Genomic DNA, 15,479 nt, shown 5'->3' with positions numbered 1-15,479 from the left:
ATCGTCGGAATAGACGATTCCGTCTTCATCGGAATCGAAGAAGTAGCGGGGCATTGCGTTTGGCCGAAGCGGCGGCATCCGGGCACGTTGTCGATAGCTGGCCGGATCTCGGCCGATCGCGATCAGTGCCTCTCCACCGTTGGCTTCGCCGCCAGCTCACTTGCGCTCGCGCAATGCCTTCACCGCCTGCGAGAGGATCATCCGGTCGCCGCCGGTCCTTTTGATCAGCTTGCTCACCTGGCTGGGCGAAACACCATTTTGCCGCGCGAAATGTTCGACCTCATAATATTCATCCGCCGAAACGCGATTGCGGTCGCTGAAGTCTCGCTTGCTCTTGTCATCGGCCATTTCCGCTCTCCTCGCCCCTTCTCTTCGCTTCAGGGGGGTCAACTTTGGTGCACACAGCAATTTGAGGGTTCGCCCGCCACAAAGTGACGCGCGAACCCTTATCGGCGCAGGAAGGGACAGGGCTGCGCAGATGCCGGGTTCGATCGGAATGGAAACAGCCAGGACCGGTGCGAGCAACCGTCGACCTTTTCCACGGAATCCTCCCGGAATGTGCAGCCAGCAACGGCTAGGTGCCGCGGCGGTTCCGGGTCACGCGGCAAACCCACCCTTTGCGCGCAAGGATCAGACTTAGGTCCTGCGGCAACACGTCGGTTGGTCCCTGCCGGGCGGGACCGAAGCCCCGTCGACGGAACGTTTTCAGCTGCCTTCCGTTCGAATGAGCCTTGGCGCGAAGAGCGGACCGAGTTCGCAAAGGAGACGACCATGAGAATGCATCTTTCCACCGCGGTGGCGGGTTTTTTGCTGCTGGCAGGCATCGGCGCCGCTGCGGCGCAAGACGTTGTCATCGAACCGCAGCAGGAAACGGTCATTAAGGAGTATGTGAAAAAGCAGCCGCTGGCCTCGGTGAAAATCCCTGGGGTGGAGCTCAACATTGGCTCGACGCTCCCCGATACCGTCGAGCTTCATGAAGTCCCCAGCGTCAAATACCGCTATGTCATCGTCGACAATCGCACCGTCGTGGTCGACCCAGGCACGCGCAAGATCGTCAAGATCATCGATTGACGTGAAAGTTCGGGCAGCCGTCGCCCGCCGCTCGGAAATGAGCGGCGGGCGACGTATGCGTTAGGCGGTTCCTCGGCGTCTTCGCCCAGCAGGAACCTCGCCGTACCGTCGAGGGCCGGGGGGCCTCACAGGCAGTTTCAATGCGAACAATCAGCAGACTTTTTGATTCCCATGACCAGGCGGCGCGAGCCGTCGAAGCACTTCAGGCGGCAGGGATCGCCCGCCACGAAATCAGTGTCATCGGACCCTATGATGACGAAATCGGCGCCGTCTTGCGCGGTCCAGGCAGCGGTGCCGCCCTTGGCGCGGCGGCGGGCTTGTTGGCCGGCCTCGGCGCCTTCGATATCCCCGGCATCGATCCCCTCGGCGCGGCATGGCTGGCATCGGCCCTCGTCGGTGCAGCCTTGGGCTGCGTCGCCGACAGACTTTTCGGGACATCGCCCGGTATCCGCAAGCAGCCAGGCCAGCCGGATGCCGCACAAGGTGTGATCCTGGTGCTGGCGCATGTCGATGAAAGGCAGGCCGACGCCGCACAGGCGGTGCTTGGGGCTTCCGTTCAGGCAACGCAGTCCTTGGCCAGGGCGGCATGAAGATTCAGCTCGGGCAAAGCGCTTGACCAGGCTTGGCAGCGGGGCGATCAAAGCACGCATCCAAAAATCTCTGGCAAGCCGTCGCCAGAAAGTGTTGAACACCGTGCCGATCACGTTCGGCGAGCGGTTGCGCTCGACGAGGCTTGATGATTTGCTGTCGGTTTACGGAGAACGAATAATGCATGAGCCTGTCGGTCAAGACGAATATGGGTCGACCAGCCCGTTCGATCCGGACGATCTGTCGAGGTTGAACGCAATCGGCCCGAGCGCCGGCAGCAACGATTTCGAAAAATACGCAGTCGCCGTGATCATCGTGTTCGGCGCCCTGATCATCGGTGGCCTGATGGCTGCCGGCTTGAGCTTCGGGCGCCGCAGCACCTTCTTTTTCGCGCTTGGTGGCGCCACTGCAGCATGGATATCCGGCAATGCGCTTCTGCTCGACCGGCCGCGCATCTACGCGCTGTTCGTCGGCATCGCGGCGCTGATGCTGATTGCGTCGACGATCGCGCTGGTCACCTGAAGCAAGGCGCAATCTTCTTGTTGACCATGATCTTATTCGAAAACCGGTTCCCACTTTTTGGGGTTTAATACCCGATAGCCTTGCCGGCTGCGGCGCGGCTGTCGATGGCGCCATTGTAGCGGGCGCCGCCACCCTTCTCGATTTCCGCCAGGCTCTTGCCGCCGACCAGGATGCCGGCCGCCTGGCCCCAGGTCGTGTCGGCAAGATCGAGGCGGTAGCCCATGCCGGTAAGCAGCTTTTCGGTATCGGGCGACAGGCCGAAAGGTTCGATATAGACCGTGTCGGGCAACCATTGGTGATGGATACGCGGTGCGTCGATGGCCTCCTGGATGTTCATGCCGTGGTCGACGACGTTGACGATCGCCTCCAGCGTGATGGTGATGATGCGTGAACCGCCGGGGCTGCCGATGACCATGAACGGCTTGCCGTCTTTGGCGAGGATGGTCGGGCTCATCGACGACAGCGGCGTCTTTTTCGGCGCGATCGCATTCGCCTCGCCCTGGACCAGGCCATAGAGATTGGGCACGCCGGGTTTCTGGGTGAAATCGTCCATCTCGTTGTTGAGCAGGATGCCGGTGCCGGCGGCGACAACGCCGGCGCCGAAGGAGCCGTTCAGCGTGTAGGTTACCGCGACGGCATTGCCATCATTGTCGATGATCGAATAATGCGTCGTCTCGTTGCTCTCGCCAAACCCTTTCGGCATCAATTCCTGCGAGACGCCGGCCCGGAACGGATCGATCTTTTCGCGAATTTCCCTGGCGTAATTCTTGTCGAGCAGTTTTGCGACCGGATTGTCGATGAAGCCGGGATCGCCGAGCGCCGAATTGCGGTCGACATAGGCGTGGCGCATCGCCTCGACCATGACGTGAACCGTCTCGGCCGAACCGGCGCCGAGATAGGACAACGGATAGAACTCAAGCACGTTGAGGATCTCGCAGATGATGGCGCCGCCGGAGCTCGGCGGCGGCGAGGAAATGATCTCGTAGCCGCGATAATTGCAGGTTGCCGGCTTGAGCTCGCGCACCGCATAGTTTTCGAAAACAGCCCTGGCCAGAATGCCGCCCTTCTCGCCACTCGCCTTGACGATGGCGTCGGCGGTCGCGCCTTTGTAGAAGGCATCCGCCCCGCGTTCGGAAATGGCGTCAAGCGAAGCCGCGAGATCGGGCTGAACAAGGCGCTCGCCGACAGCATAAGGCTTGCCGTCCGGCTTGAGGAAAATGGCCGCCGCCGCTGGGTCCCTCGCCAACCGCTCCGCGCCGCCCAGGAGCGAGGCCGCATCGCCCTGCTCCAGCACGAAGCCTTCTTTGGCAAAGCGGACGGCCGGCGCCAGCAAGTCCTGCCGCGATAGCGTGCCGTATTTCTCCCGCGCCATCTCGAAACCAGCGACCGAGCCCGGCACGCCGACCGCCAGATAGCCGTCGAGACTGGCGCCTTTTACCGGCTTGCCGTCCTTGTCGAGATACATGGTTTTGGTCGCGGCCAGCGGCGCGCGCTCGCGAAAATCGAGGAAGGTCGAGCGGCCGTCCTTGAAGCGGATGGCCATGAAGCCGCCGCCGCCGATATTGCCGGCGGTCGGGTAGACCACGGCCAGCGCATAGCCGACGGCGACCGCGGCATCGACCGCGTTGCCGCCCTGCTTCAGCACCTCGACGCCGACCTCAGACGCAAGATGCTGGGCGGTCACCACCATGCCGTGCTCGCCCTTCGCCGGCTGCGGCGAGGCGGCATAGGCGAGGAAGGGTACGAAGGTCAGGGTGAGGGAAAGGCTGACGGCGATTAGGGTTCGGCGGGTGTTGTGCATGGCCGTTCTCCGAGCGTGGGGGTGTGCCTAGGAAACGCGCTTGGAGCGGTTGAGTCTACTGCGAAGATCGAAAGAATCGGGAGGGTTCGCACGCCTGTGCCGGTTCGCCTCGCAACCGCCGTTGCAATCTTCGGCGACTGCAACGGCATGGATCCTAGGGTCTCCGCTACGTCGCTTCGCTCCTGCTCCGCCCTAGGATGACGAAGGGAGGGAGGGATCGGCTAATCCCGAAAGTTTGCGATTTGCCAGCAGCCGCCAGCCTGCAACGTTTGCCATTGCCATCAGCCGCCAATCCCCAACATCTGCGATTAGCTGCAGGCCCTCACGCCTTCGTCATCCTAGGGCGGAGCAGGAGCGAAGCGACGTCGCGGAGACCCTAGGATCCATGCCGTTACTTCTGAGCGCCGCAGCGTTGGAAACAAGGCCACGCTTCATCGCGGCTCCCAGAATTTTCACGTTACAGCAATTTTGTTCTTGCTTTGTGCCGGCAGCTATGCTACTAATTTCGGTATGGTGCTAATTGGCTCCAACGACCCGCCCTTCGTGGCGGGTTTTCATTTTCACCAACATCAAACAATCCCGCCGCCGACGCTCGCCACCGCCGGCCGTTTGGCTGCGACCTTCGCTCGGTAGCCGGCGGCGCGGTAGGCGGCGACCGGATCGATGGCGCCGCCGGTCTTCAGCCGCGCCATGGCAAGGATCGGCTCGACGTCGATGCGATAGACTGTCTTCAGCGTCTGCGTCGCCATCAGCGCGTCATTGGCGTCCTGGAAGCCTTCGAGCGCCTTGCGGTCGACCAGCAGCGCCTGGGCATAGGCGCGCTGCACCTCGACCGCCGACAACATCAGGCTTTCTATCGGATCGGTGACGTTATGGCTCTGGTCGAGCATGTGGGCCGGATCGAAACCTTCGGCACCGGCAAGCTCGGCATCGACCAGTTCATTGAAGACGAGGAACAGCCGGTAGGGATCGATCGAGCCTGCGTCGAGATCGTCGTCGCCATATTTCGAATCGTTGAAATGGAAGCCGCCAAGTTTCTTGAACTGGATCAGTCGCGACACGATCATCTCGATGTTGACGTTGGGGGCGTGATGGCCAAGGTCGACCAGACAGAACGCCTTGTCGCCAAGCTCTTTGGCGATGATGTAATTGGTGCCCCAATCCTGCACGACGGTCGAATAGAAGGCCGGCTCGTACATCTTGTGCTCGGTGAACAGTTTCCAGCCGTCCGGCAGTCCGGCATAGATCTCCTTCATCGCGTCGAGATAGCGCTCGAATGCCTTGGCGAAATTGACCTGGCCGGGAAAGTTCGAGCCGTCACCGATCCATACCGTCAGCGCTTTGGAGCCCAGCGTCCTGCCGATCTCGATGCATTCGAGATTGTGCTCGACCGCCTGCCGGCGTGTTGCTGCATCGGCATGCGACAGCGAGCCGAATTTATAGGAAAGTTTTTGGTCCCTGCCGTCGGAGAAGGTGTTGGAGTTGATGGCGTCGAAGCCGAGGCCGAAGCGGGATGCCGCCTGCTTCAGCCGGTTCGGATCGGCCTTGTCCCAGGGAATATGCAGCGAGACGGTCGGCGTCGCCTGCGTCAATTGCCGGATGACGGCGCAGTCCTCGATCTTGTCGAAAATGTCACGCGGCTCTCCGGCGCCGGGAAAGCGGGCAAAGCGGGTGCCGCCGGTGCCGACGCCCCAGGACGGGATGGCGACGGCGAATTTCTCGACCTTGTCGCGGATGGCGTCGATGGCGATGCCGCGGCGGTCGAGGCGCTCGCCGAGAGACTCGTAGTCGCGTCTGAGGTCGGCATCGCGCGCGGCATTGTGCCTGTCGACGAGGTCGGCGGAGATGATGGTTTCGGACATGGTGGTTTCCTCCCAATTTGCGTTGGTCGGCGCTGCCCCTCACCCTTACCCTCTCCCCGTAAAAAACAAGGGGGAGAGGGGGATCACCGGCGTTGTAGCGCTTCCCTTCTCCCCGTCACTATACGGGGAGAAGGTGCCGGCAGGCGGATGAGGGGCAGCGCAACCCTCAAAGACGGTCGCTTATCGCGTAAAACTCTGTGCGTTGCCGGCGTCGACGTTGATGATGTTGCCGGTCGATTTGGCCGACATATCGGAGGCGAAGAAATAGATCGCCTCGGCGATGTCTTCGGGGAACACCGACCGCTTCAGCATCGAACGCGAGCGGTAGTGCTCCTCGAGATCGTCGGTCGACATCTTGTAGGCGGCGGCGCGCTGTTCCTTCCATTCGCCGCTCCAGATCTTCGAGCCGCGCAGCACAGCGTCGGGGTTGACGACATTGACCCTGATCTGCGCTTCCGCGCCTTCCAGCGCCAGGCAGCGTGCCAGATGGATTTCGGCGGCCTTGGCAGTGCAATAGGCGGCGGCGTTTGGCGATGCGGCAAGCCCATTCTTGGAGGCGACGAAGACGACGTTGCCGCCGATCTTCTGCGCCCGAAACAGCCGGAACGCCTCCCGCGAAACCAGGAAATAGCCGGTCGACAGGATGTCCATGTTCTTGTTCCACAGCGTCAGCGTGGTGTCCTCGATCGGCGCCGAGGAGGCCAGGCCGGCATTGGAGACCAGAATATCGATGCCGCCGAATTCGACCGCCGTTTCGGCAAAGCCGGAGATCACCTGATCCTCGGACGTGACGTTGATGACTACGGGCCGCACGAAATCCTTGCCATAGGCCTTGGCAAGCTCGTCATTGGCGCTGGCAAGGGCTGCTTCATCGATATCGGCCAGCACGACGCACGCGCCCTCGCGCAGCAGCCGGCTGGCGGTGGCCCGGCCGATGCCGCCGGCGCCGCCGGTGACCAGCGCAATCTGGCCGGCAAGAGCCTTTGGTTTCGGCAGGCGCTGCAGCTTTGCCTCTTCGAGCAGCCAGTATTCGATGTCGAAGGCTTCCTGGTCGGGCAGGCCGACATAGGTCGAGACCGTCGAGGCACCGCGCATGACGTTGACGGCGTTGACGTAGAATTCGCCCGATATGCGCGCCGTCGCCTTGTCGCCGGCGAAGGTGAACATGCCAACGCCGGGCATCAGATAGACGACGGCGTTCGGATCGCGCACCGGTGGCGAATCCGCGTGCTTGCAGCGGTCATAATAGGCCTGATAGCCGACGCGATACTCCGCCACATCATCGGCAAGACGGGCAATGACGGCATCGACGTCGGGATTTTGGGGGTCGAACTCGATGACCAGCGGCCGGATCTTGGTGCGCAGGAAGTGGTCCGGGCAGGACGTGCCGAGTGCCGCCAGCGGCCGCAAATCCCTGGAATTGACGAATTCGAGCACGGCAGGGGAATCGTCGAAATGGCCGAGCTTGTGGCTGTTCTCCGAGATCAGGCCACGGATCCTCGGCATCAGTTTTGCGGCCACGGCGCGACGCGCAGGCGCATCGAGGGATTTGACGACTTCGCCGCCGAAAATCGGCTTGCCCTTGCTCTTGCGCTCGAACCAGTCGATCGCCTGGTTGATCACCGAGATCGTCGTCTCGTAGCATTCCTTCGGCGTGTCGCCCCAGCTGAACAGGCCATGACTGGCCAGTACGACACCCTTGGCTTCGGGGTTTTCGCGGCAGAATTTCTCCAGCCACAGGCCGAGCTCGAAGCCCGGACGTTTCCATGGCAGCCAGCCGATCGTGTCGCCGAAGATCTCCTTGGTCAGCGCCTGCGAATCCTTGGCGGCGGCAATGGCGATGATGGCATCGGGATGCATATGGTCGACATAAGGCTTCGGCACGAAGGCATGCAGCGGCGTGTCGATGGAAGCCGCGCGCGGGTTGAGGTTGAAGGTGCAATGGGGCAGATAGCCGACCATCTCGTCTTCATGTTCGAGGCCGCGATAGAGACCTTTCAGCGCGCGCAATTTGTCCATGTAGAGCGTGGCGAAGCCGTCGAGCTTGATCGAGGCGCTGTCGCCGCCCGAGCCCTTGACCCACAGCACTTCCACGCTCTCGCCGGTGAGCGGATCGTTTTGCCAGATCTTGGAGGAGGTGTTGCCGCCGCCATAATTGGTGACGCGCTTGTCGGAGCCAAGAACATTCGAGCGGTAGACCAGACGTTCGGGCTCGCTCATTGCTTGCGCTTTTGCGTCATCCCAAAGATTGGCGAGGCGCGTGCCGGAGCGCTTGTCGAGCATAGGTATCCTCCCTTTGGGACACGCAAACGGCGCGGGTCCCTTTTGTACGAATTTCTACGCAAGCGGCGGCCTTGTCAATCACAAACGATCAATATCAGTCATATTGCATTGCACAATGAAATTATCTGATCGGAAATGATTGACACTGCGCGCTTTGGGTGACTAGATGCTCCGGCAGGGAGGAACCATGCACGAGAAAGAGCGCCACAGGATCATTCTGTCCGCCGTCCAGGAAAAGCCTGTGGTGACGGTGCAGGAGATGGTCGACCTGACGGAGTCGTCGGAGGCGACGATCCGGCGCGACATCGCGGCGTTGCATGTGCAAAAACGGCTGCGCCGGGTGCGCGGCGGCGCCGAGGCGCTTTCGCCGCCGCAGTTCATCGGCCTTGCCGGCCGGCCCTTTTCCGTCAACGAGACCATCAACGCTTCGCAGAAGCGGGCAATCGCGCGGGAAGCCGTGGATCTGTGCAAGGACGGCGAGCCGATCATCATCAATGGCGGCACCACCACCTTCCAGATGGTGCATTTCCTTACCGGCCGCCGCATGCCGATCTTCACCAATTCCTTCCCGATCGCGGAGCACTTGCTCAGGCACTCCAAGAACACGGTGATGCTGTCGGGCGGCACCATCTACCGCGAGCAGAACATCATCCTCTCGCCGTTCGACAATGACGTGACGCGCAATTTCTACGCGCGCCGCATGTTCATGGGCGCGCAAGGGCTGGGGCCGCTCGGTCTTATGGAAGGCGACCCGCTGCTGATCCAGGCCGAGCAGAAACTGATCGACCAGGCAGACGAATTGGTGGTGCTGGTCGATTCCTCGAAGTTCCGCAAACGCTCGAGCCTGATCCTGTGCGGCCTGTCGCGCATCGCCACGGTGATCACCGACGACGCCATCGAGGATCGCGAAGCCAAGATGCTGGAGACCGCCGGCGTGACGCTGATCATCGCCCGCACAACGGCAACCAACAAGGAAGAATCTTCGCTGCAGGCCTGAGAACCACTCACGCCCGCAGCGGCGATGGAATGCAACGCTCAAGGGAGGATATTCGATGAGCTTTCTGAAGAAATTGATGGTTACGGCGGCGTTCTCCGCTGCCATGTTCGTGAATGCCGCCTACGCCGAAAACGTCAAGATCGCGCTGGTGGTGAAGTCGCTCGGCAACGGCTTCTTCGACGCCGCCAACAAGGGCGCCGAAGAGGCGGCCAAGGAGCTCGGCGATGTCGACATCATCTACACCGGCCCGACCAAGGCGACCGCCGAAGCGCAGATCGAAGTGGTCAATTCGCTGATCGCCCAGAAGGTCAATGCCATCGCCATTTCGGCGAACGACGCCGACGCGCTGGTGCCAGTGCTGAAGAAGGCGATGCAGCGCGGCATTACCGTCATCTCGTGGGATTCAGGCGTCGCGCCGGAAGGACGCCAGCTTCACCTCAACCCCTCCGATACCAACCTGATCGGTGAGACCATCATCAAGCTGGCCGCCGACTACCTGCCGGAAGGCGGCGATGTCGCCATCCTGTCGGCTTCTTCGACCGCGACCAACCAGAATGCCTGGATCGACGCGGCCAAGAAGGTGCTGCCGGAGAAGTTCCCCAAGATCAAGCTCGTCGCCACCGTCTATGGCGACGACGACTCGGCCAAGAGCACGGACGAAGCCAAGGGCCTGCTGAAGTCCTATCCGAACCTCAAGGCGATCATCGCACCGACCACCGTCGGCGTCGTTGCCGCCGCGCAGGTGGTGACCGATGAAGGCCTGATCGGCAAGGTCAACGTCACCGGCCTGGCGCTGCCGTCGGAGTTCAAGAAGTTCATCGACAATGGCGCCAGCCAGGCGGTTGCGCTGTGGAACCCGATCGATCTCGGCTACTCCGCCGTCTACCTCGCCCACGACCTGGCGGTGAAGAAGGAAGAGGCCAAGCCCGGTGCTACGCTGTCGATCGGCCGCGTCGGCAAGGTCACGCTCGACGACACCAACTCGGCTGCGATGGCTCCTCCCTTCCAGTTCGACAAGTCGAACATCGAAAAGTTCTCCAAGATCTATTGATCCTGGGACCTTCGAAACGGTGCGGCGGGGCTCACGTTCCGCCGCGCTTTCAAACGAACCTTGCTACAGGGCTTGATACGATTATGGACACGACAGCCCAGCACGAAGTGGCAAATGAAGCGCCTTTGTCATCCGGACCGCGCCTGACGCTGTCCGCCATCTCGAAAAGCTTTCCCGGCGTGCGGGCGCTGCACAATGTCGGCCTGTCGCTCTATCCCGGCCAGGTAACCGCGCTGATCGGCGAAAACGGTGCCGGCAAGTCGACGCTGGTCAAGATCATGACCGGCATCTACCAGCCGGATGCTGGCACGATCAGCATCGACGGCCAGCCGGTCACACTGCCCAGCGCCCACGCCGCGTTCGGGCATGGCATCACCGCCATCCACCAGGAAACCGTGCTGTTCGACGACCTGACGGTGGCCGAAAACATCTTCCTCGGCCATGCGCCGCGCACGCGTTTCAAAACCATCGACTGGCGCACCATGCGCAAGAATGCCCGCGAGGTGCTCGACACGATGGGCGCCGGCCATATCGACGCCGACGCCAGGCTGAAGGATCTCGGCATTGCCAACAAGCACCTAGTCGCGGTTGCCCGCGCCATGTCCATCGACGCGCGAATCGTCATCATGGACGAGCCGACGGCAGCGCTTTCGATGAAGGAGATCGAAGAGCTTTTCCTGCTGATCGAATTCCTCAAGAGCGACGGCAAGGCGATCCTGTTCATCAGCCACAAATTCGATGAGATCTACCGCATCGCCGACCGCTATACCGTGTTCCGCGACGGCGAGATGGTCGGCGAAGGCCTGATCAAGGACGCCGGCCAGAGCCAGATCGTGCGCATGATGGTCGGCCGCTCGGTCGATCACATCTTTCCGCAGCGCAAGGCCGAGATCGGCGCGCCGGTGCTGGCCGTCTCCGGCCTGTCGCACCCGACCGAGTTCGACGACATAGGCTTCGAGCTGCACAGGGGCGAAATCCTCGGCTTCTACGGCCTTGTCGGCGCCGGGCGCAGCGAGGTGATGCAGGCGATATCAGGCATCACCCGCACCAGCGGCGGCACGATCACGCTGGAGGGTAAGGCAATCGCGCCGAAATCGGCGGCGGATTCGATCTACGCCGGCATCGTCTATGTGCCGGAGGAGCGCGGCAAGCAAGGCGTGGTGATCGGCCTGCCGATCTTCCAGAATGTCTCGCTGCCCTCGCTCAAACGGACATCCAAATCCGGCATATTGCGGCTGGCCGAAGAGTTCGCGCTGGCCCGCTCCTATACCGAGCGGCTCGATCTGCGCGCCTCCTCGCTCAGCCAGGACGTCGGCACGCTGTCGGGCGGCAACCAGCAGAAGATCGTCATCGCCAAATGGCTGGCGACCGCGCCCAAGGTGATCATCCTGGACGAGCCGACCAAGGGCATCGACATCGGCTCGAAGGCGGCCGTGCACGGCTTCATGGCCGAGCTCGTCGCGCAAGGCCTGTCGGTGATCATGGTGTCGTCCGAATTGCCGGAAATCCTCGGCATGTCGGACCGCGTCGTCGTTATGCGCGAGGGCCGCATTGCCGCGGTCTATGACAATAAAGGGCTCGACGCCGAAACCTTGGTCAGGACGGCAGCGGGGATCGCGGCATGAAGGCTCTTCTCAAATGCCGCGAGGTCTGGCTGCTGGCGGCAATCGTCGTGCTGATCGGGCTGATCTCCACGCGGTTTCCAGGTTTTGCCGATCCGGCCAACCTGCGCCAGGTGTTCAACGACACGTCGATCCTGATGATCCTGGCGCTCGGCCAGATGGTCGTCATCCTGACCCGCTCGATCGACCTGTCGATGGCTTCAAATCTCTGCTTCACCGGCATGGTGGTGGCAATGCTGAACGCCGCGCATCCGGCGATCCCGATCCCGCTGCTGATCGTCATCGCACTTCTGGTCGGCCTGGTGCTCGGCGCCATCAACGGCCTGCTGGTATGGCGGCTGAACATTCCCTCGATCGTGGTAACGCTCGGCACCCTCACCATCTACCGCGGCGCCACGTTCGTCATTTCAGGCGGCGCCTGGGTCAACGCCGACCAGATGAGCGCTGATTTCATCGGGTTGCAGCGCGCGGCTTTCCTCGGCATTCCGGTACTGTCGTGGATCGCCCTGCTGGTTATTGCACTGTTCTTCCTCGTGATGACTCGCACCGCGCTCGGCCGCTCGATCTATGCCATTGGCGTCAACCCGACAGCATCGGTCTATGCCGGCATCGATGTCGGCCGGACGAAATTCATCGTCTTCTGCATCTCGGGGATGATCGGCGGCCTCTGCGGCTATCTGTGGATCTCGCGCTACGTCATCGCCTCGGTCGAGGTCGCTAACGGCTATGAGCTCAATATCATCGCCGCCTGCGTCATCGGCGGCATTTCGATTGCCGGCGGCATCGGTTCGGTCGGCGGCGCGGTGCTCGGCGCGCTGTTCCTCGGCATCATCTCCAACGCGCTGCCGGTGATCAACATCTCACCGTTCTGGCAGATGGCGATTTCAGGCAGCGCCATCATCCTGGCCGTGGTGCTCAACGCGCGCGGCGAACGCCGGCAAGGCCGCATCATCCTCAAGAAGGCGGAAGCGGCATGACCGACACCCCTGCCCCACGCCATATTCCCGACCGGCTCGACAAGCCGCTGACGTCGGCGATCTTCTCATGGGAGGCGCTGCTGGTCGTCGTGGCGGTTGCCATCTTTGCCGTCAACAGCTTTGCCTCGCCCTATTTCCTCGACGCGTGGTCGCTGTCGGACCTGACCTTCAACTTCACGGAAAAGGCGCTGATCGCGCTGGCCATGGCGCTGCTGATCATCTCCGGCGAAATCGACCTGTCGGTGGCCGCCATCATCGCGCTGGCGTCAACAATGATGGGCATGGCGGTGCAGGCCGGCGCCGGCATGCCTGAACTGGTGGCAATCGGCCTCGTCGTCGGGCTCGGCTGCGGCGCCTTCAACGGACTGCTCGTCACCAGGCTCGGCTTGCCGTCGATCGTCGTCACCATCGGCACGATGAGCCTGTTTCGCGGCATTGCCTTCATCATCCTGGGCGACCAGGCCTACAAGGGCTATCCCGCGAGCTTCGCCTTCTTCGGCCAGGGCTATGTCTGGTGGGTGGTGTCGTTCGAACTGACGCTTTTCCTGATCGCGGCAGTCGTCTACTGGTTCCTTCTGCACCGGACGAGCTTCGGCCGCCGGGTCTTTGCCATCGGCAACAACCCGGTCGCGGCGCAGTTTTCCGGCGTACGCGTCGGCCGTATCAAATTCATCCTGTTTTGCCTGACCGGCCTGATGGCGGGCATCGCCTCGGTGCTGATCACATCGCGGCTCGGCTCGACCCGGCCGTCCATCGCACAGGGCTACGAGCTGGAAGTCATCACCATGGTGGTGCTCGGCGGCGTCAGCATCCTGGGCGGCGCCGGCAGCATTCTGGGTGTGGTGCTGGCCGCCTTCATCATGGGACTGGTGACCTTCGGCCTCGGCCTGCTCAACGTGCCGGGGATCGTTATGTCGATCTTCATCGGCCTGCTGCTGATCATCGTCATCGCGCTGCCGATCCTGTGGCGGCGAGTACGGCGGGAGCGCTTTGCCTGATGCCGGAGAAATACGCGTTCAAGATGAAGCTCAATCCGGGCATGAAGGCCGAATACAAGAGGCGCCACGACGACATCTGGCCGTCGCTGGTCGCGCTGCTCAAGCAGGCCGGTATCTCCGATTACTCGATCCATCTCGACGAAGAGACCAACACCTTGTTCGGCGTGCTGTGGCGCCGTGACGACCATGGCATGGACGAATTGCCGAAGCATCCGGTGATGCAGCGTTGGTGGGCCGAGATGGCGGACATCATGGAGACCAAGCCGAACAACGAGCCGGTGGCGGTGCCGCTGGAAACAATGTTCCATATGGAATGACCCGCCACGTCGCCGTCATCGATATCGGCAAGACCAACGCCAAGGTGGCGCTGGTCGATCTTGCCGCGGCAAGCGAAGTCGCGCTGCGCAGGATGGTGAACGAGCCGGTTCGGCAAGGCCCGTACCCGCACCATGACGTCGAGCGGTTATGGGCGTTTATCCTTGGCAGCCTGGCCGAGATCGATCGCGAGCAGCGCATCGATGCGATATCGATCACCACCCATGGCGCTACGGGCGTGCTGGTCGACGCATCAGGCGAACTGGCGCTGCCGGTGCTCGACTACGAATTCGACGGGCCGGATGCCCTTGCCGGGGACTATGACACGATCCGTCCGGCGTTCTCCGAGACCGGCACGCCGCGCCTGCCGGCCGGCCTCAATCTCGGCGCGCAGCTGTTCTGGCAGCAGAAGCGCTTTCCGGCGGATTTCGCCAGAACCGCCGCGATCCTGATGTATCCGCAATACTGGGCCTTGCGCCTGACCGGCGTCGCCGCCAGCGAGGTGACTTCGCTCGGCTGCCACACCGATCTGTGGAACCCGTGGAAAGCGGATTTTTCGTCGCTGGTCGACCGGCTGCAATGGCGCCGGCTAATGGCGCCGGTGCGGCAGGCCAAGGACCGCTTGGGCCCGATCCTGCCCGCTCTCGCGCGGCAAACCGGCCTCGACCCGCAAACGCCGGTGTTTTGCGGCCTGCACGATTCCAACGCCTCGCTGCTGCCGCATCTCCTGTCCGACAGACCGCCTTTCTCCGTGGTCTCGACCGGCACCTGGGTGGTGTCGATGGCAGTCGGCGGCAACAAGATCGCGCTCGACCCGGCACGCGATACGCTGGTCAATGTCAACGCGCTCGGCGATCCCGTGCCCTCGGCGCGCTTCATGGGTGGCCGCGAGTTTTCCGTGCTGACCGAGGGCCAATCGGAGAACTGGACGGAAGACGATGTTGCCACGGTGCTAGCGCGCAAGACGTCCCTATTGCCCTCGACCCAACAGGGTTCGGGGCCGTTTCCGCATCATACCGCATCATGGCTTAACGCGGACGGTATGAGCGTCGGCCAGCGCTTTGTCGCCATCTCGTTCTACCTGGCGCTGATGACCGCGACCTGCCTCGACCTGATCGGCGCGGACGGTCCCACCATCGTCGAAGGACCCTTCGCCCGCAACCGGCTGTTCACCCGCATGCTGGCTGCGGCGGCGGCGCGCGCCGTCATTGCCTCCGAGGCTGCGACAGGCACCAGCATCGGCGCCGCCTTGCTGGCGTCGGACCAGGGGACACCGCAAGGCAGAGGCGAAAGGACCGAACCGTCGGCCGATCCACTCTGGACCAGTTACGTGCGCTCCTGGCGTTCGGCGGTCGACGAACGAGCCTGACCGCCGAGCTCATGGCGCCCTGA

The 15,479-nt window shown here is 62.5% G+C and carries 14 protein-coding genes; 10 read left to right on the top strand and 4 right to left on the bottom strand.

Annotated features, from left to right (window positions below):
- Window positions 1-156 precede the first annotated feature (156 nt).
- Window positions 157-348 carry a DUF3606 domain-containing protein gene (locus NKI24_RS17875; protein ID WP_352747054.1) on the bottom strand — a complete coding sequence of 64 codons (192 nt, stop codon included), beginning with the start codon at window positions 346-348 and terminating at the stop codon, window positions 157-159.
- Window positions 349-771: 423 nt separating this feature from the next.
- Here NKI24_RS17875 and NKI24_RS17870 point away from each other — a divergent pair, with 423 nt between their 5' ends.
- The 3 genes from NKI24_RS17870 (at window position 772) to NKI24_RS17860 (ending at window position 2,181) form a co-directional block, all read left to right on the top strand.
- Window positions 772-1,071 carry a DUF1236 domain-containing protein gene (locus NKI24_RS17870; RefSeq protein ID WP_352747052.1) on the top strand — a complete coding sequence of 100 codons (300 nt, stop codon included), beginning with the start codon at window positions 772-774 and terminating at the stop codon, window positions 1,069-1,071.
- Window positions 1,072-1,211: 140 nt separating this feature from the next.
- The gene (locus NKI24_RS17865) at window positions 1,212-1,661 is read left to right on the top strand and encodes a hypothetical protein (RefSeq protein WP_352747049.1); all 450 of its coding nucleotides are present in this window, start codon (window positions 1,212-1,214) and stop codon (window positions 1,659-1,661) included.
- A 178-nt stretch (window positions 1,662-1,839) separates the two neighbouring features.
- Complete coding sequence (locus NKI24_RS17860) at window positions 1,840-2,181, top strand: hypothetical protein (RefSeq protein WP_292663955.1); 342 nt, start codon at window positions 1,840-1,842, stop codon at window positions 2,179-2,181.
- A 64-nt stretch (window positions 2,182-2,245) separates the two neighbouring features.
- Here NKI24_RS17860 and ggt read toward each other — a convergent pair whose 3' ends face one another.
- The 3 genes from ggt to NKI24_RS17845 all read right to left on the bottom strand — a co-directional run bounded on the left by ggt (window position 2,246) and on the right by NKI24_RS17845 (window position 8,127).
- Window positions 2,246-3,982: a gamma-glutamyltransferase gene (gene ggt / locus NKI24_RS17855; RefSeq protein WP_352747046.1), complete on the bottom strand. Its 1,737-nt coding sequence runs from the start codon at window positions 3,980-3,982 to the stop codon at window positions 2,246-2,248.
- A gap of 569 nt (window positions 3,983-4,551) precedes the next feature.
- On the bottom strand, window positions 4,552-5,844 hold the full coding sequence (rhaI, locus tag NKI24_RS17850) for an L-rhamnose catabolism isomerase (protein WP_352747043.1): 1,293 nt from the start codon (window positions 5,842-5,844) through the stop codon (window positions 4,552-4,554).
- 180 nt (window positions 5,845-6,024) lie between these two features.
- Window positions 6,025-8,127 carry a bifunctional rhamnulose-1-phosphate aldolase/short-chain dehydrogenase gene (locus NKI24_RS17845; RefSeq protein WP_352747040.1) on the bottom strand — a complete coding sequence of 701 codons (2,103 nt, stop codon included), beginning with the start codon at window positions 8,125-8,127 and terminating at the stop codon, window positions 6,025-6,027.
- Window positions 8,128-8,314: 187 nt separating this feature from the next.
- Here NKI24_RS17845 and NKI24_RS17840 point away from each other — a divergent pair, with 187 nt between their 5' ends.
- The 7 genes from NKI24_RS17840 (at window position 8,315) to NKI24_RS17810 (ending at window position 15,456) form a co-directional block, all read left to right on the top strand.
- A complete protein-coding gene (locus NKI24_RS17840; protein WP_023677380.1) occupies window positions 8,315-9,124 on the top strand; it encodes a DeoR/GlpR family DNA-binding transcription regulator in 810 nt (269 codons plus the stop codon).
- A gap of 55 nt (window positions 9,125-9,179) precedes the next feature.
- Entirely contained in the window at window positions 9,180-10,175 is a 996-nt protein-coding gene (rhaS, locus tag NKI24_RS17835; RefSeq protein WP_352448664.1) for a rhamnose ABC transporter substrate-binding protein, read from the top strand.
- 83 nt (window positions 10,176-10,258) lie between these two features.
- Window positions 10,259-11,800 (top strand): sugar ABC transporter ATP-binding protein, encoded by a 1,542-nt coding sequence (locus NKI24_RS17830; protein ID WP_352747037.1) that lies wholly within the window; start codon window positions 10,259-10,261, stop codon window positions 11,798-11,800.
- The gene (locus NKI24_RS17825) at window positions 11,797-12,774 is read left to right on the top strand and encodes an ABC transporter permease (protein WP_352744510.1); all 978 of its coding nucleotides are present in this window, start codon (window positions 11,797-11,799) and stop codon (window positions 12,772-12,774) included. The genes NKI24_RS17830 and NKI24_RS17825 overlap by 4 nt, the downstream gene beginning before the upstream one ends.
- Window positions 12,771-13,772, top strand: coding sequence for an ABC transporter permease (locus NKI24_RS17820; RefSeq protein WP_352448661.1), 1,002 nt, complete (start codon window positions 12,771-12,773; stop codon window positions 13,770-13,772). The genes NKI24_RS17825 and NKI24_RS17820 overlap by 4 nt, the downstream gene beginning before the upstream one ends.
- On the top strand, window positions 13,772-14,089 hold the full coding sequence (gene rhaM / locus NKI24_RS17815; protein WP_352448660.1) for an L-rhamnose mutarotase: 318 nt from the start codon (window positions 13,772-13,774) through the stop codon (window positions 14,087-14,089). The genes NKI24_RS17820 and rhaM overlap by 1 nt, the downstream gene beginning before the upstream one ends.
- The gene (locus NKI24_RS17810) at window positions 14,086-15,456 is read left to right on the top strand and encodes an FGGY-family carbohydrate kinase (RefSeq protein WP_352448659.1); all 1,371 of its coding nucleotides are present in this window, start codon (window positions 14,086-14,088) and stop codon (window positions 15,454-15,456) included. Before rhaM ends, NKI24_RS17810 begins: the two co-directional genes overlap by 4 nt.
- Window positions 15,457-15,479: the final 23 nt, after the last annotated feature.

The sequence above is a fragment of the Mesorhizobium sp. M0701 genome (assembly GCF_040320365.1).
Taxonomy (GTDB): domain Bacteria; phylum Pseudomonadota; class Alphaproteobacteria; order Rhizobiales; family Rhizobiaceae; genus Mesorhizobium.
The sequence above is the reverse complement of the archived record's forward strand: the minus strand, read 5'-3'. Positions and strand labels throughout refer to the sequence as shown.

Excerpts from the sequence above, each read along its gene's own strand:
- NKI24_RS17875 (WP_352747054.1), bottom strand. The coding sequence starts at position 348 with ATGGCCGATGACAAGAGCAAGCGAGACTTCAGCGACCGCAATCGCGTT.
- NKI24_RS17870 (WP_352747052.1), top strand. The coding sequence starts at position 772 with ATGAGAATGCATCTTTCCACCGCGGTGGCGGGTTTTTTGCTGCTGGCA.
- NKI24_RS17865 (WP_352747049.1), top strand. The coding sequence starts at position 1,212 with ATGCGAACAATCAGCAGACTTTTTGATTCCCATGACCAGGCGGCGCGA.
- NKI24_RS17860 (WP_292663955.1), top strand. The coding sequence starts at position 1,840 with ATGCATGAGCCTGTCGGTCAAGACGAATATGGGTCGACCAGCCCGTTC.
- ggt (WP_352747046.1), bottom strand. The coding sequence starts at position 3,982 with ATGCACAACACCCGCCGAACCCTAATCGCCGTCAGCCTTTCCCTCACC.
- rhaI (WP_352747043.1), bottom strand. The coding sequence starts at position 5,844 with ATGTCCGAAACCATCATCTCCGCCGACCTCGTCGACAGGCACAATGCC.
- NKI24_RS17845 (WP_352747040.1), bottom strand. The coding sequence starts at position 8,127 with ATGCTCGACAAGCGCTCCGGCACGCGCCTCGCCAATCTTTGGGATGAC.
- NKI24_RS17840 (WP_023677380.1), top strand. The coding sequence starts at position 8,315 with ATGCACGAGAAAGAGCGCCACAGGATCATTCTGTCCGCCGTCCAGGAA.
- rhaS (WP_352448664.1), top strand. The coding sequence starts at position 9,180 with ATGAGCTTTCTGAAGAAATTGATGGTTACGGCGGCGTTCTCCGCTGCC.
- NKI24_RS17830 (WP_352747037.1), top strand. The coding sequence starts at position 10,259 with ATGGACACGACAGCCCAGCACGAAGTGGCAAATGAAGCGCCTTTGTCA.
- NKI24_RS17825 (WP_352744510.1), top strand. The coding sequence starts at position 11,797 with ATGAAGGCTCTTCTCAAATGCCGCGAGGTCTGGCTGCTGGCGGCAATC.
- NKI24_RS17820 (WP_352448661.1), top strand. The coding sequence starts at position 12,771 with ATGACCGACACCCCTGCCCCACGCCATATTCCCGACCGGCTCGACAAG.
- rhaM (WP_352448660.1), top strand. The coding sequence starts at position 13,772 with ATGCCGGAGAAATACGCGTTCAAGATGAAGCTCAATCCGGGCATGAAG.
- NKI24_RS17810 (WP_352448659.1), top strand. The coding sequence starts at position 14,086 with ATGACCCGCCACGTCGCCGTCATCGATATCGGCAAGACCAACGCCAAG.